General features: G+C 58.7%; 16 protein-coding genes and 9 tRNA genes. 11 read left to right on the forward strand and 14 right to left on the reverse strand.

Going from position 1 to position 21,305, the window contains the following annotated elements:
- Positions 1 to 11 precede the first annotated feature (11 nt).
- Positions 12 to 1,367: a glutathione-disulfide reductase gene (gene gorA, locus MPRO_RS18580; RefSeq protein ID WP_067296487.1), complete on the reverse strand. Its 1,356-nt coding sequence runs from the start codon at positions 1,365 to 1,367 to the stop codon at positions 12 to 14.
- A 178-nt stretch (positions 1,368 to 1,545) separates the two neighbouring features.
- On the opposite strand from gorA, the gene xthA reads away from it, so the two are divergent.
- A complete protein-coding gene (gene xthA / locus MPRO_RS18585; RefSeq protein ID WP_067296491.1) occupies positions 1,546 to 2,361 on the forward strand; it encodes an exodeoxyribonuclease III in 816 nt (271 codons plus the stop codon).
- Between the two features lie 139 nt (positions 2,362 to 2,500).
- On the opposite strand, the gene MPRO_RS18590 is transcribed toward xthA, so the two are convergent.
- The gene (locus MPRO_RS18590; protein WP_067296494.1) at positions 2,501 to 3,436 is read right to left on the reverse strand and encodes a universal stress protein; all 936 of its coding nucleotides are present in this window, start codon (positions 3,434 to 3,436) and stop codon (positions 2,501 to 2,503) included.
- A gap of 184 nt (positions 3,437 to 3,620) precedes the next feature.
- Here MPRO_RS18590 and MPRO_RS18595 point away from each other — a divergent pair, with 184 nt between their 5' ends.
- Entirely contained in the window at positions 3,621 to 4,922 is a 1,302-nt protein-coding gene (locus tag MPRO_RS18595) for a GGDEF domain-containing protein (RefSeq protein WP_158651870.1), read from the forward strand.
- Between the two features lie 74 nt (positions 4,923 to 4,996).
- Positions 4,997 to 5,596 (forward strand): DUF5610 domain-containing protein, encoded by a 600-nt coding sequence (locus MPRO_RS18600; protein ID WP_067296500.1) that lies wholly within the window; start codon positions 4,997 to 4,999, stop codon positions 5,594 to 5,596.
- Between the two features lie 105 nt (positions 5,597 to 5,701).
- Here MPRO_RS18600 and MPRO_RS18605 read toward each other — a convergent pair whose 3' ends face one another.
- The 11 genes from MPRO_RS18605 to MPRO_RS18655 form a co-directional block, all read right to left on the reverse strand.
- On the reverse strand, positions 5,702 to 6,070 hold the full coding sequence (locus MPRO_RS18605) for an MGMT family protein (protein WP_245635135.1): 369 nt from the start codon (positions 6,068 to 6,070) through the stop codon (positions 5,702 to 5,704).
- Entirely contained in the window at positions 6,067 to 8,802 is a 2,736-nt protein-coding gene (locus MPRO_RS18610) for a bifunctional acetate--CoA ligase family protein/GNAT family N-acetyltransferase (RefSeq protein WP_067296506.1), read from the reverse strand. Before MPRO_RS18610 ends, MPRO_RS18605 begins: the two co-directional genes overlap by 4 nt.
- A 448-nt stretch (positions 8,803 to 9,250) precedes the next feature.
- A tRNA-Asp gene (locus MPRO_RS18615) sits at positions 9,251 to 9,327 on the reverse strand.
- Between the two features lie 4 nt (positions 9,328 to 9,331).
- Positions 9,332 to 9,407: transfer RNA gene (locus tag MPRO_RS18620), tRNA-Val, on the reverse strand.
- Between the two features lie 98 nt (positions 9,408 to 9,505).
- Positions 9,506 to 9,582: transfer RNA gene (locus tag MPRO_RS18625), tRNA-Asp, on the reverse strand.
- Between the two features lie 4 nt (positions 9,583 to 9,586).
- A tRNA-Val gene (locus MPRO_RS18630) sits at positions 9,587 to 9,662 on the reverse strand.
- A 74-nt stretch (positions 9,663 to 9,736) separates the two neighbouring features.
- A tRNA-Asp gene (locus MPRO_RS18635) sits at positions 9,737 to 9,813 on the reverse strand.
- Between the two features lie 4 nt (positions 9,814 to 9,817).
- Positions 9,818 to 9,893, reverse strand: a tRNA-Val gene (locus MPRO_RS18640).
- A 329-nt stretch (positions 9,894 to 10,222) separates the two neighbouring features.
- A tRNA-Asp gene (locus MPRO_RS18645) sits at positions 10,223 to 10,299 on the reverse strand.
- 4 nt (positions 10,300 to 10,303) lie between these two features.
- Positions 10,304 to 10,379: transfer RNA gene (locus MPRO_RS18650), tRNA-Val, on the reverse strand.
- A gap of 195 nt (positions 10,380 to 10,574) precedes the next feature.
- Positions 10,575 to 10,651: transfer RNA gene (locus tag MPRO_RS18655), tRNA-Asp, on the reverse strand.
- 416 nt (positions 10,652 to 11,067) lie between these two features.
- Between MPRO_RS18655 and syd the strand changes: the two genes are divergently transcribed.
- Together syd and MPRO_RS18665 are read left to right on the forward strand one after the other, a co-directional pair.
- The gene (gene syd, locus MPRO_RS18660) at positions 11,068 to 11,643 is read left to right on the forward strand and encodes a SecY-interacting protein (protein WP_067296510.1); all 576 of its coding nucleotides are present in this window, start codon (positions 11,068 to 11,070) and stop codon (positions 11,641 to 11,643) included.
- A gap of 3 nt (positions 11,644 to 11,646) precedes the next feature.
- Positions 11,647 to 12,237 (forward strand): YajG family lipoprotein, encoded by a 591-nt coding sequence (locus tag MPRO_RS18665; protein WP_067296513.1) that lies wholly within the window; start codon positions 11,647 to 11,649, stop codon positions 12,235 to 12,237.
- Between the two features lie 32 nt (positions 12,238 to 12,269).
- On the opposite strand, the gene MPRO_RS18670 is transcribed toward MPRO_RS18665, so the two are convergent.
- Entirely contained in the window at positions 12,270 to 12,938 is a 669-nt protein-coding gene (locus tag MPRO_RS18670; RefSeq protein ID WP_067296516.1) for a DNA-3-methyladenine glycosylase I, read from the reverse strand.
- 263 nt (positions 12,939 to 13,201) lie between these two features.
- Here MPRO_RS18670 and MPRO_RS18675 point away from each other — a divergent pair, with 263 nt between their 5' ends.
- The 6 genes from MPRO_RS18675 (at position 13,202) to MPRO_RS18700 (ending at position 21,301) form a co-directional block, all read left to right on the forward strand.
- On the forward strand, positions 13,202 to 14,416 hold the full coding sequence (locus tag MPRO_RS18675; RefSeq protein WP_067296518.1) for a pyridoxal phosphate-dependent aminotransferase: 1,215 nt from the start codon (positions 13,202 to 13,204) through the stop codon (positions 14,414 to 14,416).
- A 115-nt stretch (positions 14,417 to 14,531) separates the two neighbouring features.
- Complete coding sequence (locus tag MPRO_RS18680; RefSeq protein ID WP_067296521.1) at positions 14,532 to 16,802, forward strand: mechanosensitive ion channel family protein; 2,271 nt, start codon at positions 14,532 to 14,534, stop codon at positions 16,800 to 16,802.
- 96 nt (positions 16,803 to 16,898) lie between these two features.
- Positions 16,899 to 18,077: a glycosyltransferase family protein gene (locus MPRO_RS18685; protein ID WP_067296524.1), complete on the forward strand. Its 1,179-nt coding sequence runs from the start codon at positions 16,899 to 16,901 to the stop codon at positions 18,075 to 18,077.
- Complete coding sequence (locus MPRO_RS18690; protein ID WP_067296526.1) at positions 18,074 to 19,240, forward strand: glycosyltransferase family protein; 1,167 nt, start codon at positions 18,074 to 18,076, stop codon at positions 19,238 to 19,240. The genes MPRO_RS18685 and MPRO_RS18690 overlap by 4 nt, the downstream gene beginning before the upstream one ends.
- The gene (locus tag MPRO_RS18695; protein ID WP_067296529.1) at positions 19,237 to 19,980 is read left to right on the forward strand and encodes a polysaccharide deacetylase family protein; all 744 of its coding nucleotides are present in this window, start codon (positions 19,237 to 19,239) and stop codon (positions 19,978 to 19,980) included. The genes MPRO_RS18690 and MPRO_RS18695 overlap by 4 nt, the downstream gene beginning before the upstream one ends.
- A 40-nt stretch (positions 19,981 to 20,020) precedes the next feature.
- Positions 20,021 to 21,301 (forward strand): glycosyltransferase, encoded by a 1,281-nt coding sequence (locus MPRO_RS18700; RefSeq protein WP_216821330.1) that lies wholly within the window; start codon positions 20,021 to 20,023, stop codon positions 21,299 to 21,301.
- The last annotated feature ends 4 nt before the right edge of the window (positions 21,302 to 21,305 follow it).

A 21,305-nucleotide genomic window follows, 5' to 3' on the forward strand; every position in this document is an offset into this window, starting at 1 on the left:
AGATCAGCAGACTAACGGGTCTTCTGACGCATGGTGACAAACTCTTCCGCCGCCGTCGGGTGAATGCCGATAGTGGAGTCGAATACCGCCTTGGTGGCGCCGGCCTTCATGGCAATCGCAATACCCTGAATGATTTCACCGGCATCGCCGCCCACCATGTGCACGCCAACGACGCGATCAGTGGCTGAATCTACGATCATCTTCATCAGGGTGCGCTCGTCGCTACCGCTTAACGTGTGCTTGAGGGCACGAAAGCTGGAGCTGTAGACGTCGATAGCACCATAACGCTCGCGGGCCTGCTCTTCACTCAGTCCCACGGTACCGATATTCGGCTGGCAAAATACGGCGGTAGGAATAAGGTCGTAGTCGACCTTCTCCGCCTTGCCATCGTAGAGGTTGCGCACCAGCGCCATGCCCTCAGCCAGTGCCACCGGCGTCAGCTGGACGCGATCCGTCACATCCCCCAGCGCATAGACCGACGGCTCACCGGTCTGGAACTGCTCATCAACAATGATGGCGCCATTGTCACGCTGGCGAACCGCCACATTTTCCAGCCCCAGGTTGGTCACGTTGGGCACCCGCCCTGTGGCATAAAGCACGCAGTCGGCGTCCAGTACTTCACCGTTTTTCAGCTCGACTCGCAGGCTGCCATCCGCCGCCTTCTGAATCCGTTGCACATCCGTATTAAACCGCAGGTCAACGTCTTTCTTGCGCATTTCCTCGGCCACAAACTCCCGCACTTCCTGATCAAAGCCGCGCAGGAACAGCTCACCGCGATAGATCTGGTGCGTTTTTGCGCCCAGACCGGCGAAGATGCCGGCAAATTCCACCGCGATATAACCACCGCCCACAACAAGGACACGCTCAGGAAAAGCATCCAGATCGAAGACTTCATTTGAGGTCGTAATATGCTCGCGACCTTCAATATCGGGCACGAAGGGCCAGCCGCCGGTCGCAACCAGAATGCGCTCAACACTGTAGTGATCATTACCCACCGCCACTGTGTGAGCATCCACAATGCGGGCTCGCCCTTCAATCAGGGTGCAGCCGGAATTGACCAGCAGATTGCGGTAAATACCGTTGAGACGTTCGATTTCCTGGCTCTTGTTATCGCGCAGCGTTTCCCAGCGAAAACGGGGCTTTTCTGCCTGCCAGCCAAAGCCCTGCGCCTCGCAAAAATCGTCACCATAGTGGGAGGCATAGACATAGAGTTTTTTCGGTACGCAACCAACGTTCACACAGGTACCACCCAGGTAGCGGTCTTCGGCAATGCCGACTCGCACTCCCATGGCAGCCGCCATTCGACCCGCACGCACACCGCCGGACCCGGCTCCAATTACAAACAGATCAAAATCGTATTCAGCCACTCTGGCCTCCCTCTAGCTTCTCAGTATCTGTGGCGACCTACTCTATAGATTTCGCCATCCAGAGGCCAATAGCCTGCCACTAAAGCGGAAATAGCGCCCGGCTATATTCGCAGGGATGAGCCGGCCAAACGGGCATGCTACACTGCTGCGCCGCCCGTTATCAGGAGTACTGTCAGGCATGAAGCTGGTCTCATTCAATACCAACGGAATACGCGCCCGCCTGCACCAGCTCGCCGCGCTGATCGAGTCTCACCAGCCGGATGTTATCGGCATTCAGGAAACCAAGGTTTCAGACCCGGAATTTCCAATCGGAGCCATCGAAGCCCTGGGCTACCACGTTGAGTTTCACGGCCAGAAAGGCCACTACGGCGTCTGCCTGATCTCGCGCCAACCCCCGCTCAGCGTACAAAAAGGCTTCCTGACGGACGATGAGGACGCACAAAAGCGCCTGATCATCGGCCGTTACGCCAGTGAGAACGGCACCGAGGTCACGGTCATTAACGGCTATTTCCCCCAGGGCGAGAACATTGCCCACGCCACCAAGTTCCCTGCCAAGCGCAAGTATTACGCGGATCTGCAGGCCCACCTGGAGCAGCACTGCGATCCGGCCGAGCTGCTGGTGGTGATGGGTGACCTGAACATATCACCCGAAGATATTGATATCGGCATTGGCGAAGACAACCGCAAGCGCTGGCTGCGCGATGGCAAAAGCAGCTTTCAGCCCGTCGAGCGCGAATGGCTGCAACGCCTGCAGGGCTGGGGCCTGCAGGATACCTACCGACTGCACAAGCCCGACGACAACGCACACTTCAGCTGGTTTGATTACCGCAGCCGCGGCTTTGAACGCGAGCCCAGGCGCGGCCTGCGCATCGACGCCATCCTGGCAACGGCGCCGCTGGCAAGTCTGTGTACAGACGCAAATATCGACTACGACATCCGGGCCATGGAAAAACCGTCCGATCATGCACCTATTTGGGCCACCTTCGATCTCTGAGATCGCATGTGCGAAGCCCATTTAGCATAACGCCCGCGCATTCGCGGGCGTTATACATTCATCCAAGCCTGGCGTCGCAGCGGCGACACTCGCAGCCGGGACCGCTTTCTACCAAGACTCTTTCTCAAACAAGGCACTTTTAACCAAAATTGGACGTATCAAAACCCGCCGGTTTAACCGCCAGCACGTCGCAGTCCATGTGATCGAAGATCCGTTCAATGGTGCTGCCCAATAACAGTCGATCCAGAAAGCCCCTGGCAACCGACCCCATCACCATCACATCGATCTTATATTGCGCGGCAAACGCGGGCAGGGTGATATGACTTTCCCCCTGCAGCTGATGCACATTGTCAGCCTCGATATACACCAGCTCATCCAGCATTTTATCCAGAGCCTCGCCATGCTGTTGCACAACCGACCTCTGCAGCGCTGCATAGTCGGTCACTACATGTTCATCAAATATTGCCGCCTGCGGCAGGGTCTGAAAGCTGTGCACCACATGCATACGGCCATCGGCCAGGCGCGCCAGCACGCAGGCCTGATTCAGAATGCCGCGATCCAGTTCCGCCGGTGCATCACATTCGTGAAACGGATCGACACAGGCGGCCACCAGAGGTATTCGGCCCCACTGATGGGCCTTGACCAGCAACATGGGCACCGCACACTGACGCAACAACTGCCAGTCATGGTGTTCCATCCAGTAATGCCCCAGGCGGCTGTGGACTCCAATCTGGTGAATCAGCAGATCAGGCCCGTAACGCTGCACCTTGCGTAAAACGCCATCGCAATGATGCCGGTCCCAGGCGACATCCACCTCAACATTCAGCCCCTGGCTCTGCAGGCTCGATGCGGTTGTCAGCAAGCGCTCCTCCACCTGACGCAAATAGCCGTGCTGCGCGTGCAGACCCGCCTCTTTGTCGAACAGGTAGCCATTGCGTATCGAAATATTGAAACAGCAGCAAAATAACTCGATCGAAGCCCCCGAGCGCTCTGCCAGCCAGACGGCCTTGGCGATTGCCTGCTCGCTGTCATGCTGCTCTTCGATATTGACCAGAATCTTGCTAATCGTTTTCATATTGCCTCCTGCAACAGCGAGTCCCTTACTCGAGCCCGGCAGCGCTTCCTGGTAACCGCCCCTGAGAAATTACCGTGCTACAATCACAGGCTCGATCGATAGCGCGACAAAGGAAGGTACGGTCTCCCAGAGACCGACAGAGTCTGTTAGGATCAGCGCACACTATATGAAGGATAGTGCGTTTGTGACGATTCAAGTTCTCCGCCTGCTTATCGCACCCTTTGCTTTGATGCTAATGGCGACGCTGGTGCTGTTCAGCAACCTCAGCCGCCTGTCACCTGACCTGCAACTGCTGATTGTTGCCCTGCCGTACCTGCTCGGCGCTGCCAACCTGCTACTGGGCTTTCTGTTTAATCAGAGTCGACTGCTTTTCGCCGCACTAAACCTGCTGGGTGTCTACGCGCTCATCCAGCTCTGCCTGCAGACTCCACTGGAGCAGCCCGACAATTACGTGCTTTTCAGCCTGCTGTCTCTGCTGCTGCCCATCAATCATCTCGTGATTTGCCTCGCACCCGAACGCGGCCTGTTTAACCGTGGGGCCTTGCTACGCCTGCTACTGCCCCTGGCCACCTACCTGATGCTCTGGTTCCTGTGGCAGCAACAGATTCTGGGGGCCTGGCTCAGCCATCTGCCCATGCTGCTGCTCGAACTCATCACGGCAGGCCACTACCTCAGTGAAGGCGCCGCCTGGCTGTTTGCGGGCACTTTCGCATTCTGCGCTCTGGTACTATCGCTACGCCGCACCCGCGCCGATGCGGCGCTGTTCGTGTCCCTGCTGACCATGCCGGCACTGTTTTTCTGGTTTGATCTGACACACATCTCGCCCCTGCTGTTCACCTGCATCCAGCTGCTGCTGTGCCAGGCATTGATCTCCCACTCCCACCAGCTGGCCTTTATTGATGAGCTAACGACTTTGCCGGGCCGCAGGGCACTGCAGGAACAGCTTAGCAGCCTGGGCCAGCGCTATACCCTGGCCATGATGGATATTGACCACTTCAAACAGTTCAATGATCGCCATGGCCATGATGCCGGTGACCAGGTGTTGCGCATGGTGGCGTCTCAACTCAAGCAGGTTGGTGGTGGCGGACGAGTTTTCCGCTATGGCGGTGAAGAATTCACCGTGCTGTTTCGCGGCAAAACCGAGGTCGAAGCCCTGCCCTATCTCGAGCAATTGCGCGAGGTCATCGCTCGCTACCCGCTGCACCTGCGCCAACTCAATCGCACCGAGAATGCGAAAGAGGGCCGTCAGCAGCGTCAGTCAGGCAAGCCCGCCAAGAAAACAACCAAAAGCTCCGACAAGCCGCTTCAAGTCACCATCAGTATTGGTCTGTGCGAACGCGGGCCTGCCCAGTTGCACAGCGATGAAGTCATGCAACTGGCCGACAAGGCGCTCTACGCCGCCAAACGGGCCGGGCGCAACCGCACCCTCGCCAACTCTCAGCTGACCCGGCGTCCCAGGCGCAGCAGCCAGGCGGATTTTGCATGAATAGGTTTCACTCAACAATCAAGGCTCGTAGCCGATACTCAGAGGATCGACCACCGCTGGGAGCCTGATCCGCCATGGACATAAAACCCGATAACTTCGGCCAACAGGTTTCCGCCCGCGCCAAAGCCGAAGACCGCCCCACTGGTGGCCTGGGCGCGGAGGTTTCTCAAGCGGCCCGTAGCGACAAGCAGCTTACCCCCGCCGAACATAGCCAGGCGCGCAACGAAGCCATTCTCGAAGCCTCCCTCAAGGTCAGCATCACTGTGGGCAGCCAGCCCATGGAGGCGCTGTATCGCAGCGTTATAGGCGCACTCAATGAAACTCTGCAGGCGGACCTTGGCGATTCGGCGATTCAGAACGCCTACGCCACAGAGCTGGATGTCAGCCCCGAAGCCACAGCCGCACGCATCCTGAGCCGTTCAACAGCCTTCTTTGCGTCCTATCAAACCCAGCACCCGGAACTAAACGAAGACGAAGCCCGCCTCAGCTTCGCCGACATCATAAAGGGCGGTATCGACCTGGGCTTTGCCCAGGCGCGGGACCTTCTGGACGGTTTGCAGGTGCTCAAGGGCGATATTGCCAGCGCCATAGACGCGACCTACAGCCTGGTCATGCAGGGTCTGGAGACCTTCCGGACACAGTCTGGGACACCCGTCGAGACTCCCGCAGGCTAGCAGTTAAAGGCACAGCGGCTGATTGAGACTCTGCACGAACCTTACTTCATAAATTTAGGGGCGCAGGTTTGGCAGCCGATCGAGATCGGCCTTGCAGAGGGCTACTCAGCCCTCTGCATCCCAACGATAGAGGGCCAGCGATATGCGCCCACGCAGAAAACAGACCCCTTCTGTCTCAAGCAGGCTGCGCTGGCGCAGTTCTCCTGCGCTGCCCTGCGGCAATGACAACTCGCCCCTGGCGTTTACCACCCGATGCCAGGGCAATCGACTGCCCTGGGGCAACCGGCTGAGAATACGTCCGACCAGGCGTGCCCGGCGCGGCAGCCCCGCAAGCTCCGCCACCTGTCCATAGCTGCAGACCCGCCCGGGAGGAATTCGCGCCACCACCTGCCATATACGCTCGGCATCAGTCAGGGGTTCTGCGCTGACATCAGCCACGGCGCCATCGTGCGCCATGGCTGTCTTCAGACTCATGACTGCAACCGGTACATCTGCCATTCCTCGGTCGCCTCGTTCAACATCATGACCATCTCGACCACATCCTCTTCGGCATTGAAACGAATCTTGAATCCGAGCTTGCGGGCTAGCGTCTGCATGCCCCGGTTAACCGGCAGGGTCGAGCCATACAGCTGCAGCGTGCCCCGGCTACGACAGTAATCGATCAACTTTTGCATCAGCACAACCCCGACCCCCTCCCCCTGCAGGTCGTCCCGAATAACAATGGAGAATTCACTGCGCACATTATCCGCATCCGTCACCGCCCGCACCACGGCCAGAGTCTCGTTGCCGGCGCCATTTTCCCGTGGCGCCGACACCACAAAGGCCATTTCGCGGTCGTAATCAATCTGAGTCCAATTGGCCAGCTCCTGGTGCGTCGGCACACCGCGGCTGTAGAAGTAGCGCATGCGGATCGATTCAGAACTGAGGTGATTGTAAAACTCCAGATGATCGGGCTCATCTTCACCTCGAATGGCTCGCAGCACGGCCTGGCGGCCGGAGCGACGCAGGCGAATCGTCTCGGTCAGATGCTCGGGGTAAGGCGATATTGCCAGGCGTACAGGCTCAGCCACCGACACGGCCACATCCACCGCCAGCAGACCGCGCTTGTTGAGCAGCAACGGGTTGATTTCCAGCCCCGCAATATTAGGCAGATCCACCACCATCTCAGATAGTTTGATCAGCAGGTCGCACAACTGATCGACATCGCGCTCAACCTGATAACTATTTTCGCAGATAATGTCGTATACCCTCGAGCGCTGTACCAGTGTCCGGGCCAACGCCTGATTCAACGGCGGCAACATCAGCTGCCGATCCGCCAGTACATCCACCGTATAACCACCGGCGCCAAACAGCAGTAGCGGCCCAAAAATGGGGTCGCGGGTAATGCCCACGTTGATCTGCAGCGATTGAAAACCACGCTTCATCTGCTGCACGCAGAATCCCATCACCTGGTCGTCACTGAAGCGCTCACGCACGCGGTACTCCAGCCGTGTCACGGCATGGCGAACCTCGCTGACCGAGTACAGGTCCAACGCCAGATCGCGCCAGCGCTGGCGCACCTTGTCGTCATAGCTGAACGGATAGACATTCTCACAGTGCAGTACCCGCACGGCGACTGACCCGCCCAGCTGTTTGGCCACCTCCACCACGCCTTCCACCGTATCGGCGTAGTACGAATGAGACACAGGCACGCCATAGAGATCCAGCAGTTCACAGGCCTGGGCATGGTGCAGAAAGCCGCGCCCTTCTTCCAGCGCCTGAGCCACCAGATTGCGCGCCTGGATATGATTCTGGCTGTTCAGTTTCAGAAAAGGCGCCGGCGTCTGGCGCATGACTTCCTGATTGCGCCTGTAACGCACCATCTGCAGGAAGGCATCAACCGCTTCCTCAGGGGTGATGAAGGTGGCGATACCGGCAGTATTGAAATGATTACGAGCCGCAATGGCTGTGGCGCGACCCATCCAGCAACTGAGCACGTTGCGCGGGGTTCCCCGGGCAACCTCTATCACCGCTCTGGCGGTCTCGACGCCCGGCGCAGGATGCGTCGGCGCGTGTATCACCAGCACCGCATCCACCGCAGTATCGGCGACCAGAATACGCAGCGCACTGGCAAAGCGTTCGGGTGTGGCGTCGGCATTCAGATCCACCGGGTTGCCCCGGTTCCAGCCGTCCGGCAGCAATGCCGCCAGGGCCTCACGGCTGGCCTCTGACAACTGCGCCAACTGGCCCCGCCCGCGCAGAAATCGATCGGTAGCCAGCGCGTTGGGCCCCATACCATTGGACACAATAGCCAGCCGCTCCCCCCGCATGGGCTTCATGCGCGAAAGGGTTTCCAGAGCATGGAACAACTGATCCGAAGTTTCGACCCGCAGTACACCGGCACGACGCAGCGCTGCGTCATACACAAGATCCTCATCGCAAACGCCGGGCGCCAGGCGGGCGCAGTGCTCGGCGTCCTGCACCACATCGGACTTGAGTACCAGCACCAGCTTGTTGCGTGATGCGGCACGCACGGCCGAGAGGAAATCCCGCGCAGAGCCGGTCATGCGATCCATCTGCAGCAAAATGGCCTGGGTATGGGGGTCCTTGGCCAGATAGTCGATCACCGCTGGAATATCCACATCGACACTTTCACCCAGGGTCAGAAAATGGGAAAAACCAATCTCCTGCCCGTTCGCCCAGTCAATCATGGCGGTGCCTATTAGCCCCGACTGGCCAACGTATGCCACCTTGCCGTGGCTGATATTGACATGGGAATAACTGGCATTCATGCAAGACCCCGGCACCAGCAAGCCCATGCAGTCCGGTCCCAGGATGCGAATGCCATAGGGGTGCGCGGCTTCCAGCACTTCCTCATGCAAGGTGCGCTCTGTCTTGCTGTCCCGAATCGACAGACCGCCGGTAAGAATCAGCGCCGCCTTCACCATATGGGCACCGAGCTTGCGAATAATATCGGCGACGGTTTGGGGTGGCGAGCAGATAATCGCCAGATCCGGCATCTTCGGCAGTTCGCTGACACTTTTTACGCAGGGCACGCCCCGCACCATCTCGTAGCCCTGGGCATTAACGACAATCAACTCACCCTTATAGCCGCCATCCAGCAGGTTCTGCAGTACGACGCCGCCCATGCTGTCATCGCGCTCTGAGGCCCCAAAGATGGCGATGGAGTCGGGCTTGAAAAATCGTTTTAGGTACTTTGTTGACACGCGACGCTTCCTGTTCAGACCGAAGTGCTGGGGGGCTGCTCATGCAGGTCAGCCTACTATTTTAGCGTGCAAAGCCGGTACGGGAGCCACTGAATGACATGTCATTGTACATACAGCCATCACACGGACACCCTGCTGCGCCCTGCCAACGCCATCAAAGTCGCATACAATACCCACCCTAGCTGCTTGTCGGACTTAACACTGATCTACTGCGGAAAAGCCGCCTTTGGTCATTTTTCGTCCTCTTTTTTGTTAAATAGAACCACTATTTACCTCAAAAGAGCTCAAAAACTGCCTCAAAACGGTCTTTCCCTCGCTACGATCGGCCAAGCCCGACAGGCTGCTAGAATGCAAAGGACGGGCAAAAGGATAGCCGCGCTGACCCACAAAGTACTGCAGCGGATCAGAAAAATGCAAAAAAAAGACAAAAAAAAGCCACTTCGAAAAGTGGCGGAACGGACGGGACTCGAACCCGCGACCCCCTGCGTGACAGGCAGGTATTCTAACCAACTGAACTACCGCTCCGTTATGGTGGGCGAAGAGGGGTTCGAACCCCCGACCCTCTGCTTGTAAGGCAGACGCTCTCCCAACTGAGCTATTCGCCCATAACGCTGGCTTAATACGACGCTTCAGCACTTTGAAACGAAGTCTTGCTCTCAACACTTGTCACGAGTGTCTTTTACAATTGCCACTTCGGAAAAAGTGGCGGAATGGACGGGACTCGAACCCGCGACCCCCTGCGTGACAGGCAGGTATTCTAACCAACTGAACTACCACTCCGTTATGGTGGGCGAAGAGGGGTTCGAACCCCCGACCCTCTGCTTGTAAGGCAGACGCTCTCCCAACTGAGCTATTCGCCCATAACGCTGGCTTTTGTACGACGTTTCAGCACTTTGAAACGAAGTCTTACTTGTACAACTTCCACTTCGAAAAGTGGCGGAATGGACGGGACTCGAACCCGCGACCCCCTGCGTGACAGGCAGGTATTCTAACCAACTGAACTACCACTCCGTTATGGTGGGCGAAGAGGGGTTCGAACCCCCGACCCTCTGCTTGTAAGGCAGACGCTCTCCCAACTGAGCTATTCGCCCATAACGCTGGCTTTTAATACGACGCTTCAGCACTTTGAAACGAAGTCTTGATCTCAGCACTTGTCACGAGTGCCTTTTACAATTGCCACTTCGCTAGAAGTAGCGGTATGGGCAGGACTGAATCCCCGACCGCACCGATGATGAAATGACAGGCTGATATTCTAACCCGTTACCTCAACACTATCTTTCAAACTATCCACATGCTCAAAGTAAGTGGCGGAATGGACGGGACTGAATCCCCGACCGCACCTGTGATGAAATGACAGACTGATATTCTAACCTGCTACTCCAACACCGATCTTTCAACTACTCCACTTACACAAATCAAGTGGCGGAATGGACGGGACTCGAACCCGCGACCCCCTGCGTGACAGGCAGGTATTCTAACCAACTGAACTACCACTCCGTTATGGTGGGCGAAGAGGGGTTCGAACCCCCGACCCTCTGCTTGTAAGGCAGACGCTCTCCCAACTGAGCTATTCGCCCATAACGCTGGCCTTTAGTACGACGCTTCAGCACTTTGAAACGAAGTCTTGCGTTTACAACTTCCACTTACGCAAAGCAAGTGGCGGAATGGACGGGACTGAATCCCCGACCGCACCTGTGATGAAATGACAGGCAGCTTTTCTACCCTGCTACTCCAACACCGATCTTTCAAACTATCCACATGCACAAAGCAAGTGGCGGAATGGACGGGACTCGAACCCGCGACCCCCTGCGTGACAGGCAGGTATTCTAACCAACTGAACTACCACTCCGTATTCTGATCGAGGGAAGATTACACATCAACCTACCCTTTAATCAACCGCCCTGAACATGTTGTTGCCTCAGAACGGAGTGCGAATTCTAATGATTTTGCGAGTGCTGTCAAACGTTTAGCTGCATTTTTTTTAAGTCGCGTCAAAGCTGCGCATTTTTCATACAGAAAAGTCCCTCAATTGGCTGCAACACCCTGCGCGCGACTGCGAACCAGAAACTCTACGGCCAGTTTAGCCACAATATTGTTACCTGCCTGGATCTCCCTCGACCCTACTCCACTGAGCTATTGCACAATCAAATCCGAAGCAGATAGAGTAAGCCGCGTTTATTAAGATACAAATGCAGACACGCAAACAGACATGCTGATCGACATAACTACATCACCTGTTTTCCACATCCTGACCCGAGTGACGCAATGACCCCGAGCGCCAGCACCGCCCAGGCACTAGATCGCTTTATCGATCGCGCGCTGGAACACCAGCTGCAGCAGACAGGCAGACTGCCCCTTGTCGCTTTTGACTCCGAGTGGCCTTCAGACTGCTACCAGAGTGAAGCCGATGCAGACTCACCCACCCATTGGCGCCCTGTACGCCAGGCCAACATAAACGACCTGTTCGAGCGTATTAGCCTGGCACTCGAGCAACCCATTCATCCCGATATCGTGACTTTCTACAGCCGCTACTGGTCCGACCCGCTGCCCGCGCTGCATCAGTCCGACCGTCTGACCCTGCTACAACTGTGGAATCCGGAAGACGGCGAGCGTCTGCGCAGCAACCTGCTCGGACACGCCCTGATGAAAGCGCGCAAGAAGCAGCCGCTGACCCTGTTCTTCGCCACTACTGAGCCTGACGACATGTTTATCAGCCTTAACAATACCGACGGCAGCGTCTGGCTCGAAGCTCCCGGCAAAAAGCCCCTGCGCAAAATTGCTGACAACCTGACGACCTTCCTCGACACACTACAGCCCGATACCATTCAGGATCAGGAGTAAATCATGTCCCGTTGCAAGTACCTGCTTTTTGGTCTGTTGATCGTCCTCGCTAGCGGTTGCACCAGCCTGAGTCCGCAACAAATCCAGCTTCAGCCTCAGATTGATACTCAGCAACGTCTGCCCATCGGTATTCAGGTCGAGCTGGATGCGAAGGATTTGCGCAAGTCGCCGATCATAGGCCACCGCGTCTCACGCTTTGAAAAAAATGCGTTTATCACCCTGGCAACGGATGCACGCTACACCCTGCTGAGCAGCGCCCAACAGGGGCTGCGACAGATGGGTGCCTACCAGTTTGGCAATAACACCGGGCAGCGCAATGAACTCAAGATCACACTGCTGCTGGACGACCTGACCTACAAAGCCAGCCAGGAAGGCTCACAGCAACAGGTGCGACTAAAGATGACACTACGTCTGGTCGCTCAAATGAATGGCCGCTCGTTCAGCGGAGAGTACAAATCAGAGCAAGGTTACCAGTCACCGCTGACACCCTCTGAAAGCAAGAATCAGGAACTGTTCAACCTGCTCGCCAGCGATACCCTCAGTCGCGCCTTCAACGACCCCAAGCTGCTGAACTTTATTAACCAGCAGTATTAACAGCAACGGGCCGTTAAATCCGACCGCCCCGACTACCAGCCGACGGTCAGGGCCAGCAGCCTGCTGATCTGGCACAGGGGCCGGCCGGATTCCAGCTGCCACTGATTGAAGGCCTGCTGCACCAGGCGCAGATCACGCTGCGCCGTCGGCCGCTTGTCCACCACCCCCTGCGCTATCAGGGCGGCCACCACATCGTCGGTCAGCACGAAGGTATCCTTGCCCACCATGCGCAGAAAGTATGGCCCTGAATTACCGCCCAGCTGCGAACCCTGTTTTTTGAGCAACAGCCAGAGCCCGACTATATCGTCCTGCGGCCAATCCGCCAGAAAACGCGCAAAACTGCCGTGCCTTGCCGTCATTTCCGTCACCATAAAGGCATTGGCCCGCACCGACTTGAGCTTGCCCAAATGCCGAATCAGCTTGTCGTTCTGCATCAGGCGCTCGAGCTGCTCATCCGACATGAGCGCCACCTTGTTGGCATCAAAGCCCCAGAAAGCGTCCTCAAAAGCCGGCCAGCGCGCATCCACCAGCGAGTGCCTGAGCCCGGCACGGAACACCCGTCGACACAGATCAGACAGCAAACGGTCATCAGCGACCGCCGCCAGCTGCGCCCTATCAAGAGGCTGTGGCAGCAACGCTTCGATATTTTCGCCTGCGCGATGTTCAACCACATGCTGGTACAGCCACTGAAATGACTTCATCGCGCTCTTTGCATCCCTGATATTGCATGCCTGTGACCGTTGACCATGCAGCACGGCGCTATTCTGTGGCCGCATATTCTTTTGCACTGAAAAAGGACGTATGATTTATCCCTTTTCGCCAATGGACACAGGCACTTCGCCAAATATTGTCCAGCCAGTCGCAGTGCCTGGCAGCCTGTCGGACTTAACACTGATCTACTGCGGAAAAGCTCGACAGGCTGCTAAAACCAATCGCAACTGCAATGGAGTTCAGGGTTGCAACCATGCCAGTAATCAGAAAATCGAACAAGCTGATCAACGTCTGCTACGACATCCGCGGCCCTGTTCTGCAGGAAGCCAAGCGGCTTGAAGAAGAAGGCCACCGCATCCTCAAGCTGAATATCGGCAACCCGGCGCCCTGGGGCTTTGAAGCCCCGGAAGAAATCGTGCAGGACGTCATCCACAATCTGCCATCGGCCCAGGGTTACTGCGACTCCAAGGGACTGTTTTCGGCGCGCAAGGCCGTTATGCAGGAATCCCAGCGCAAGGGCATTCGCAACGTCACCATCGAAGACATCTACATCGGCAACGGCGTATCCGAACTGATCGTCATGGCCATGCAGGGCCTGCTGAACGATACCGATGAAATGCTGATTCCCTCGCCCGACTATCCGCTCTGGACCGCAGCTGTGAGCCTGGCCGGCGGCAACCCGATCCATTACGTCTGCGACGAACAGGCCGACTGGTTCCCGGATATCGAGGACATGCGCAGCAAGATTACCGAGCGCACCAAGGGAATAGTGGTGATCAACCCCAACAACCCCACCGGCGCCCTGTACCCGCTGGAGCTGTTGCAGCAGATCATTGATCTGGCCCGTGAGCACGACCTGATCCTGTTTGCCGACGAAATCTACGACAAGATTCTGTACGACGGCCACGAGCACACATCCCTCGCCTCCCTGGCGGACGATGTGCTGTGCCTTACCTTTAACGGCCTCTCCAAGACCTACCGTGCCGCCGGCTTTCGCTCCGGCTGGGTAATCGTCAGCGGCCCCAAGCACAACGCCCGCGATTACATCGAGGGCCTCGACATGCTCGCCAGCATGCGGCTGTGCGCCAACGTCCCGGCACAGCACGCCATACAGACGGCGCTGGGCGGTTACCAGAGCATCAACGAACTGACTGTTCCGGGCGGGCGCCTGTACGACCAGATGGACAGCGCCTGGCGCCTGATCAACGAAATCCCGGGGGTTTCCTGCGTCCGCCCCAAGGCCGCCATGTACCTGTTCCCGAAACTGGATCCGCAGATGTACCCGATCCACAACGACGAAAAAATGGTACTCGACCTGCTGCAGCAGCAAAAAGTACTGGTGGTACAGGGCAGCGGCTTCAACATGATGGATACACAGCATTTTCGCGTGGTCTTCCTGCCGCGCCAGGATGAGCTTGAAGATGCCATCGGGCGCCTGGCCGACTTCCTGCGCCTTTACCGGCAGTAAAACTGCCGCCTGAATGCCGGAGACTGACCCAGGCGTCATTCTCTGGCATGCTGGGAGACGCACCTACACAATACGGATGAGCAGATCCATCAGAATAATAAGACTGGAAGCCACCATGACCCGATTTTTCTGGCGCAACCTGTTCCTGTCGTCCCTGCTGCTGATATGCAGCCAGCTGGGACTGGCGGCAGCCGTAACCGAAGGCCAGGCGCGACAGGCCAGCACCGACAAGATCGCCCAGATGAGCGACGGCGAAGTGCGCCAGATGCTGCTCAACCAGCTCGAACAGCAAAGCATTGCCCGCACGCCCAATCCCTACGACGCCCTGCAAAGCATGCCGGCGCCGACCAACGATTTCGAAAGCCGCCTTGAGCTGCTGCAACAGAGCTTCGATCGCTGGCCCCAGCAGCAACAGCATTTCTGGGATTCACTTACCGACCAGCGCGGCTGGGACGGTTTCAGCGATCTGATGATCGCCTTCGCGCTGATGCTGCTATCGGGCCTGGCGGTTGAAGGCCTGCTGGGCTGGAAGCTCAGACGCATGTCGTCCGATATTTCCTGCCAGCAGTGTCAGAGCCTGTCCACCAGCGTGGGTTATCTTTTCCTGCAGGCGGCACTCAACCTGGTGCGCCTTGGCGCTTTTGTGCTGGGTGCCCTCGCCCTCCCCGTGCTGGCCTATGACCCAGGCACCGGCCTGCGCCCGACCCTGATGGCACTGCTGGTGGCCGTGAGTATCATCCGCCTGGTCAGTATCCTGTCGCGCTCACTGTTCGCCCCCCATGCCCGCGGCATACGCCCGTTTCGCATGGACTGCGAGAATGCCCAGAACATCCACCACTGGGTTATCGGCTTCGCCATCGTCTATGTCATCGTTACCCGCGGCCTGTCACTGGTGTACCACCACGGCATTGAAACCATACTGTCGGCCATTACAGTCCCGCTGGGCGGCCTGCTGCTGAACCTGATCGCCATTACCTTCGTCTGGCATCACCGTCACACCATTACCCGCCTGTTCGCCGATCCTGAAGCCGACCAGAGCTCATCCATGCGCCAGACACTGCGGCAGAACTGGCCGATGCTGGCCACCCTCTGGCTGATGCTGCTCTGGGGCATCTGGAGCTACCATGTCTTTATTGGCAATTACGAAACCGCCCGCAGCGTAGACCCGGTCTGGTGGCTGACACTGGGCTTTATCCTCATCGACCGACTGCTGCACGCCCTGTTGCAGCGCATGTGCCAGTTCTCATGGCTGCAAAGCCATACCTTCGAGCAGCGCTCACGCAGTTTCATCCGCATCATCCAGAACGGCAGCCGCCTGATCCTGCTCGGTATGACACTGTTCTTTCTCAGCGAGACTTTCGGCTTTTCGTCCATGTCGATGCTGGAGGAAACCCTGGTGCAGCGCAGCCTGGGCGTCGCTATCGACATCATGGTCATACTGCTGCTGGCCTATACCTGCTGGCAGGTGATCCAGTCCGCCATCGAGCGGCGCCTGCCCGAACCCCAGAGCGAAGACGCCATTGCCAGCCTTGAAGGCGAAGGCGGTGCCGCGGGCGCCTCCAGGGCCGAGACCCTGCTGCCACTGGTGCGCAGCTTTACCTCCGTCATTCTGGTGATCGTGGTCGCCTTAATGGCCCTGAGCGTGACCGGCATAGAGATAGGCCCCTTGCTGGCCGGCGCCGGTGTCGTCGGCATCGCCATCGGCTTTGGTGCCCAGAAGCTGGTGCAGGACATACTGTCCGGCATATTTTTCCTGCTGGATGATGCCTTTCGCCGCGGCGAATACATCGAGGCCGCTGGCCTTCGCGGCACCGTGGAGCAGATTTCACTACGCTCCATGCGCCTGCGGCATCACCTGGGCGCGGTACAAACCATTCCCTACAGCGAAATTGCTACCGTAAAGAACCTGTCACGGGACTGGGTCACCATGAAGCTCGAGTTCCGCCTGCCCTATGACACCGATATCGAGCAGGTGCGCAAGATCATCAAGAAAATTGGCGTAGCTATGCTCGACGACCCCGAAATGGGCCCCCACATACTGCTGCCGCTTAAATCCCAGGGGGTAATGCGGGTCGAGGAGTCAGCCCTTATCTTTCGCATGAAGTTCACCTGCAAGCCCGGCGAGCAATGGGTTATCCGCCGCGAAGCCTACCGCCAGGTAAAGGATGCGCTGGAAGCCAACGGTATTCGCTTTGCCCACCGTTCAGTGCATGTACTGTTGCCCGATAGCCCCCCCGCGACCAATGCCGCGGATCCGACAGGTGCGGCTGGCCTTGGCCTGGCGGGCGCAGCCGCAGCACTGGCACTGCATCCAGACCTGTTCAAGAGCAACCGTATCGACGATGATCATGGCAAAAACCTGTATGACGAAGATGGTTCGGCCTGAGCCAGACCCCCGTCGTACCGGCCACGGCTATACAAGCCCTTAGCCGGTGCATTACTATGGCCGCCAGAAATGGACGCAGCTGCATAAGGCAATAGTTTGAAAAACCGTCGCTTGCTGATCTACAGCCATGATTCCTTCGGTCTTGGCCACCTGCGCCGCTGCCGCGCGCTGGCCCATGCCATGGTGGATGCCTACAAGGGACTTTCGGTGCTAATCATGACCGGATCCCCCATCATCGGCCGCTTTGACTTCAAGGCCCGGGTCGATTTCGTGCGTATCCCAGGCGTTATCAAGCTGCACAATGGCGATTACACCTCGCTTGCGCTGCACATCGACCTGGCCGACACCCTGGCGCTGCGCGAAAGCATTATCCTGAATACCACCAAGGCATTTGCCCCGGATATTTTCCTGGTCGACAAGGAGCCTTTGGGCCTCAAGGGCGAAGTGCACTCGACACTGGAAATGCTCAAGGACACGCCAACCCGCACCATACTGGGTCTGCGCGATGTCATGGATGCACCGGATCTGCTGACGGCCGAGTGGCACAAGAAGGGCATTTTTGGCGAGCTGGAACGTCTCTATGACGAACTCTGGGTCTATGGCCCCCGTGCCATGGGCAACCCTCTGCACAGCCTGCCGATCGATGCCGCCACTATGGAGAGGATGCGCTATACCGGCTATCTGCGTCGCGAAATTCCCGAGGTCGCCAATACCGTCGACTCCGCCTCCCCCGAGCAGCCCTACATGCTGGTAACACCCGGTGGCGGTGGCGATGGCATCGAGATGACCGACTGGGTACTGCGCGCTTACGAATCCGGCGTCCAACTTCCCTGGCGTGCCCTTTTTGTACTAGGCCCCTTTATGCCCCAGGCCGAACGCCAGCAGTTTTTGCACCGTGCCGACGCCCTGCCCAATGTCGACATGATTACCTTTGATGCACAGCTTGAACGCCTAATGGCCAACGCCAGCGCCGTCGTTGCGATGGGCGGCTACAACACCTTTTGCGAGATCCTGTCCCTCGACCGCCCGGCACTGATCCTGCCACGCAGCTTCCCGCGCAAGGAGCAGCTAATACGGGCGCAAAATGCCGCCGCGCTGAACCTGATTAGCCTGGTGGATGCCGACGGTGAACGCTCCACCACCGAAATGGTTGAGGCCCTGCTACAGCTGCCGCAACAACCACCCCCAGGCGTTGCCGACAAGGCCGAGTGGCTTGGAGGCCTGGACAGTGTCACCGAGCGTATCGGCGAGCTGTTCGAGCAGGCGCCGCAATGAACACACAAGGCAAAGCCCCCGCACGAGTACTGTTCTACGTACAGCACCTGCTGGGTGTGGGCCATCTGCGCCGCGCCGCGCTATTGTGCGAAGCCCTGGTCGAGGCGGGCCTTGATGTGCAGATGGTACTGGGCGGAGAGCCGGTACCCTCGATCAGTTTTGACGGCGCTCACTGCCATTACCTCAGCGCCATCCGGGTAGAAAATGCCGACTTCGCCACCCTGGTAGACGCTACCGGCAAGCCACTCAGCGATGCCACCCGCAGCGCCCGCCGCGAGCAGCTACTGGCTCTGGCGGCGCAGATCCAGCCCGATGCCATCATTACCGAACTGTTTCCCTTTGGCCGTCGCCAGATGCGCTTCGAGTTGCGCCCGCTGCTCGACTGGGCACAGCAGCAAAAGCCGCGGCCCAAGCTGGTTTGCTCCCTGCGCGACATAGTGCAAAAGCGCAGCCCGGAGCGGGAAGAAGAAACTCTGCAACTGATCAACCGTCACTACAGCCGCGTCTGGGCCCACGGCGATCCGCACTTCGCGCCACTGGATGCCAGCTACGGCCTGACACCCCAGCTAAGCCCGCGCCTGCATTACACCGGCTATATTGCCCCCGCCGCACCTGCACCCCGACCACGCCGCGGTGTTATCGTATCGGCCGGTGGCGGTGCCGTCGGCCTGCGCCTGCTGCAGGCGGCCATAGAAGCACACCGTGCCGGCCTGTTGCCGAATCGCCCCTGGACGCTAATCGCCGGGCCCAATCTGCCGCAGGCAGATTTCGATCAACTGCAACAGTCACTGCACTCGTCTGAGCTGGAGCTGGTGCGCTTTTGCAGCGACTTTATCAGCCGCCTGGCAGGCGCTGAGCTGTCCATATCCCAGGCAGGCTACAACACGGTAATGGACCTGCTGGTCAGCCAGGTACCGGCGGTGGTCGTGCCCTATATCGGCAGCGGCGAAACCGAACAGATCAGCCGCGCACGCCAGCTGGCAGAGGCCGGGCGCGTCAGCATCGCCGATGAAACCGGGCTCTGCGCCCAGAGCCTCAGCCAGGCGGCGCAACTGGCGCTAAATGCAGGACAACAGGATGACCGCTCGCCAGAACTGCGCCTAGATGGCGCCCGCAACGCCGCCGCCGATCTGCTCCGGCTGCTAACAGGCTCCCAGGCATGACCTCCTGGCAGGCACTGCAACAGGAACTGGATCAATGGCACGAGCCTGCCACCTTCTGGTGGCGCGATGACGATGCCATCGCCCCGGGCGCTGCGCTAGACCACCTGTTAGCCCTCAGTAACCGGCATGGCATCGACCTGAGTCTGGCGGTCATTCCCGCCCTGTGCACCGAGGCACTGGCCCTGCGCCTGAGCACAGAGCCTCGCGCCTGGGTGCTGCAGCACGGCTACGATCACCGCCCCTACGCAGCCCCCGGCGAGCGCAAACGCGAGCTCGGTGGCCCAAGGCCCAGGGATGAAATCCTGCAGCAACTGCACACCGGCCAACAACGACTGACACAGCTGTTTGGCGCCCAGGCGCTGGATATACTGGTACCGCCCTGGAACCGCATTGATGCCGACCTGCTGCCCCTGCTGCCAGGACTGGGCTATCGACGCCTGTCGGTACTGGGCCCGCGACCGGCTGAACCTGTGGGCCCGCTGCAGATCAATGTCCATATCGATATTATCGACTGGCAGGCGCGACGCTTCGCCGGCACTGAAGCTGTGCTCAAGCGCATTATTGCCAACCTGGAAGCACGCAGGCAGGGACTGGTGGATGCCACCGAGCCCTGCGGCCTTATGACGCACCACCTGGATCATGATCCGGATTGCTGGGCCTTCCTTGAGCAGCTAACCCGCACACTGACAGCGTCCTCCCAGGTTCGCTGGGTTGAAGGCCCCGCCCTGCTGACCGCCTGAGTGGCGGCTTTGTAAAGTTCTGGCCATGAAGGAGTACCGTTTGAGCCAACAGATCACCCTCGTCCTTAAAGGCTATCCACGCCTGTCGGAAACCTTTATAGCCCAGGAAATACGTGCCCTGGAGCTGCGAGGCATGAAGATTACCCTGGCTTCCCTGCGCCACCCCACCGACAAGGCCACCCACCCGATACACGACGAAATTCAGGCACCGGTGCTTTACCTGCCCGAATACTTGCACCAGGAACCCCTGCGGGTACTCAAGGGGTGGTGGCAGGTGCGGCTTAAGCCAGGCTATCGCAGCTGTATGCGGCGCTGGTGGCAGGACTTCAGGCGCGATCGCAGCCGCAATCGCCTGCGACGCCTGGGCCAGGCCCTGGTACTGGCCGCAGAATTGCCGCCTGGTACCGAGCAACTCTACGCCCACTTTCTGCACACGCCAGCCTCAGTCACACGCTACTGCGCCCTGCTCACCGAACTGCCGTGGAGCGCCTCGGCCCACGCCAAGGACATTTGGACCAGCGAGACCTGGGAACTGCAGGAGAAGCTTGCAGAACTTGCCTGGCTAGCCACCTGCACCGGCGCCAATCACGAGTATTTGCAGGGACTGGCGGCCGATCCATCAAGGGTACATCTGGTCTACCACGGGCTGGATTTTCGCCGTTTTTCGGCCCTGCCCAATACTGCCCAGCTGCGGGACGCGCGTAACCCTGAAGATCCGGTACGACTGGTTTCGGTGGGCCGCGCCGTCGCCAAGAAAGGTTATGACGACCTGCTGAACGCGCTGGCTGCACTGCCTGCCGATTGCGCCTGGCAACTGACCCATATCGGTGGCGGCCCACTCCTGAGCCGCCTCAAACAGCAGGCAGAAGAACTTGGCATAGGCGAGCGCATCCAGTGGCTCGGCGCCCTGCCCCAAACCGAAGTGCTGGAAAACTATCGCTCCTCGGATCTGTTCGTGCTGGCCAGCAAGATCGTCGATGATGGCGATCGCGATGGCCTGCCCAATGTGCTGATGGAAGCCCAGAGCCAGGGGCTTTGCTGCCTGAGCACAACGATCTCCGGCATTCCCGAGCTGATCGAGCACCAGCGCACCGGCTGGCTGGTCGGCCCCGCCGATGCGCCCGAGTTGTCGAATGCGCTGCAGCTGCTGCTGCAAGATCCTGCGCTGCGCACCCGTCTGGGCCAGGCCGGCCAGCAACGTGTCCAGCAGGTCTTTAATGTCGAGCGCGGTATTGATCAACTGGCAACACTGTTTGATCTGCCAAGCGCGCCAGCCAACAGCAAAACCGCAACCGTCCAGCACTGCGACTGCGATCACTGAGCCT

Origin of the sequence: Marinobacterium profundum, from assembly GCF_001528745.1 — a bacterium.
GTDB lineage: Bacteria > Pseudomonadota > Gammaproteobacteria > Pseudomonadales > Balneatricaceae > Marinobacterium_A > Marinobacterium_A profundum.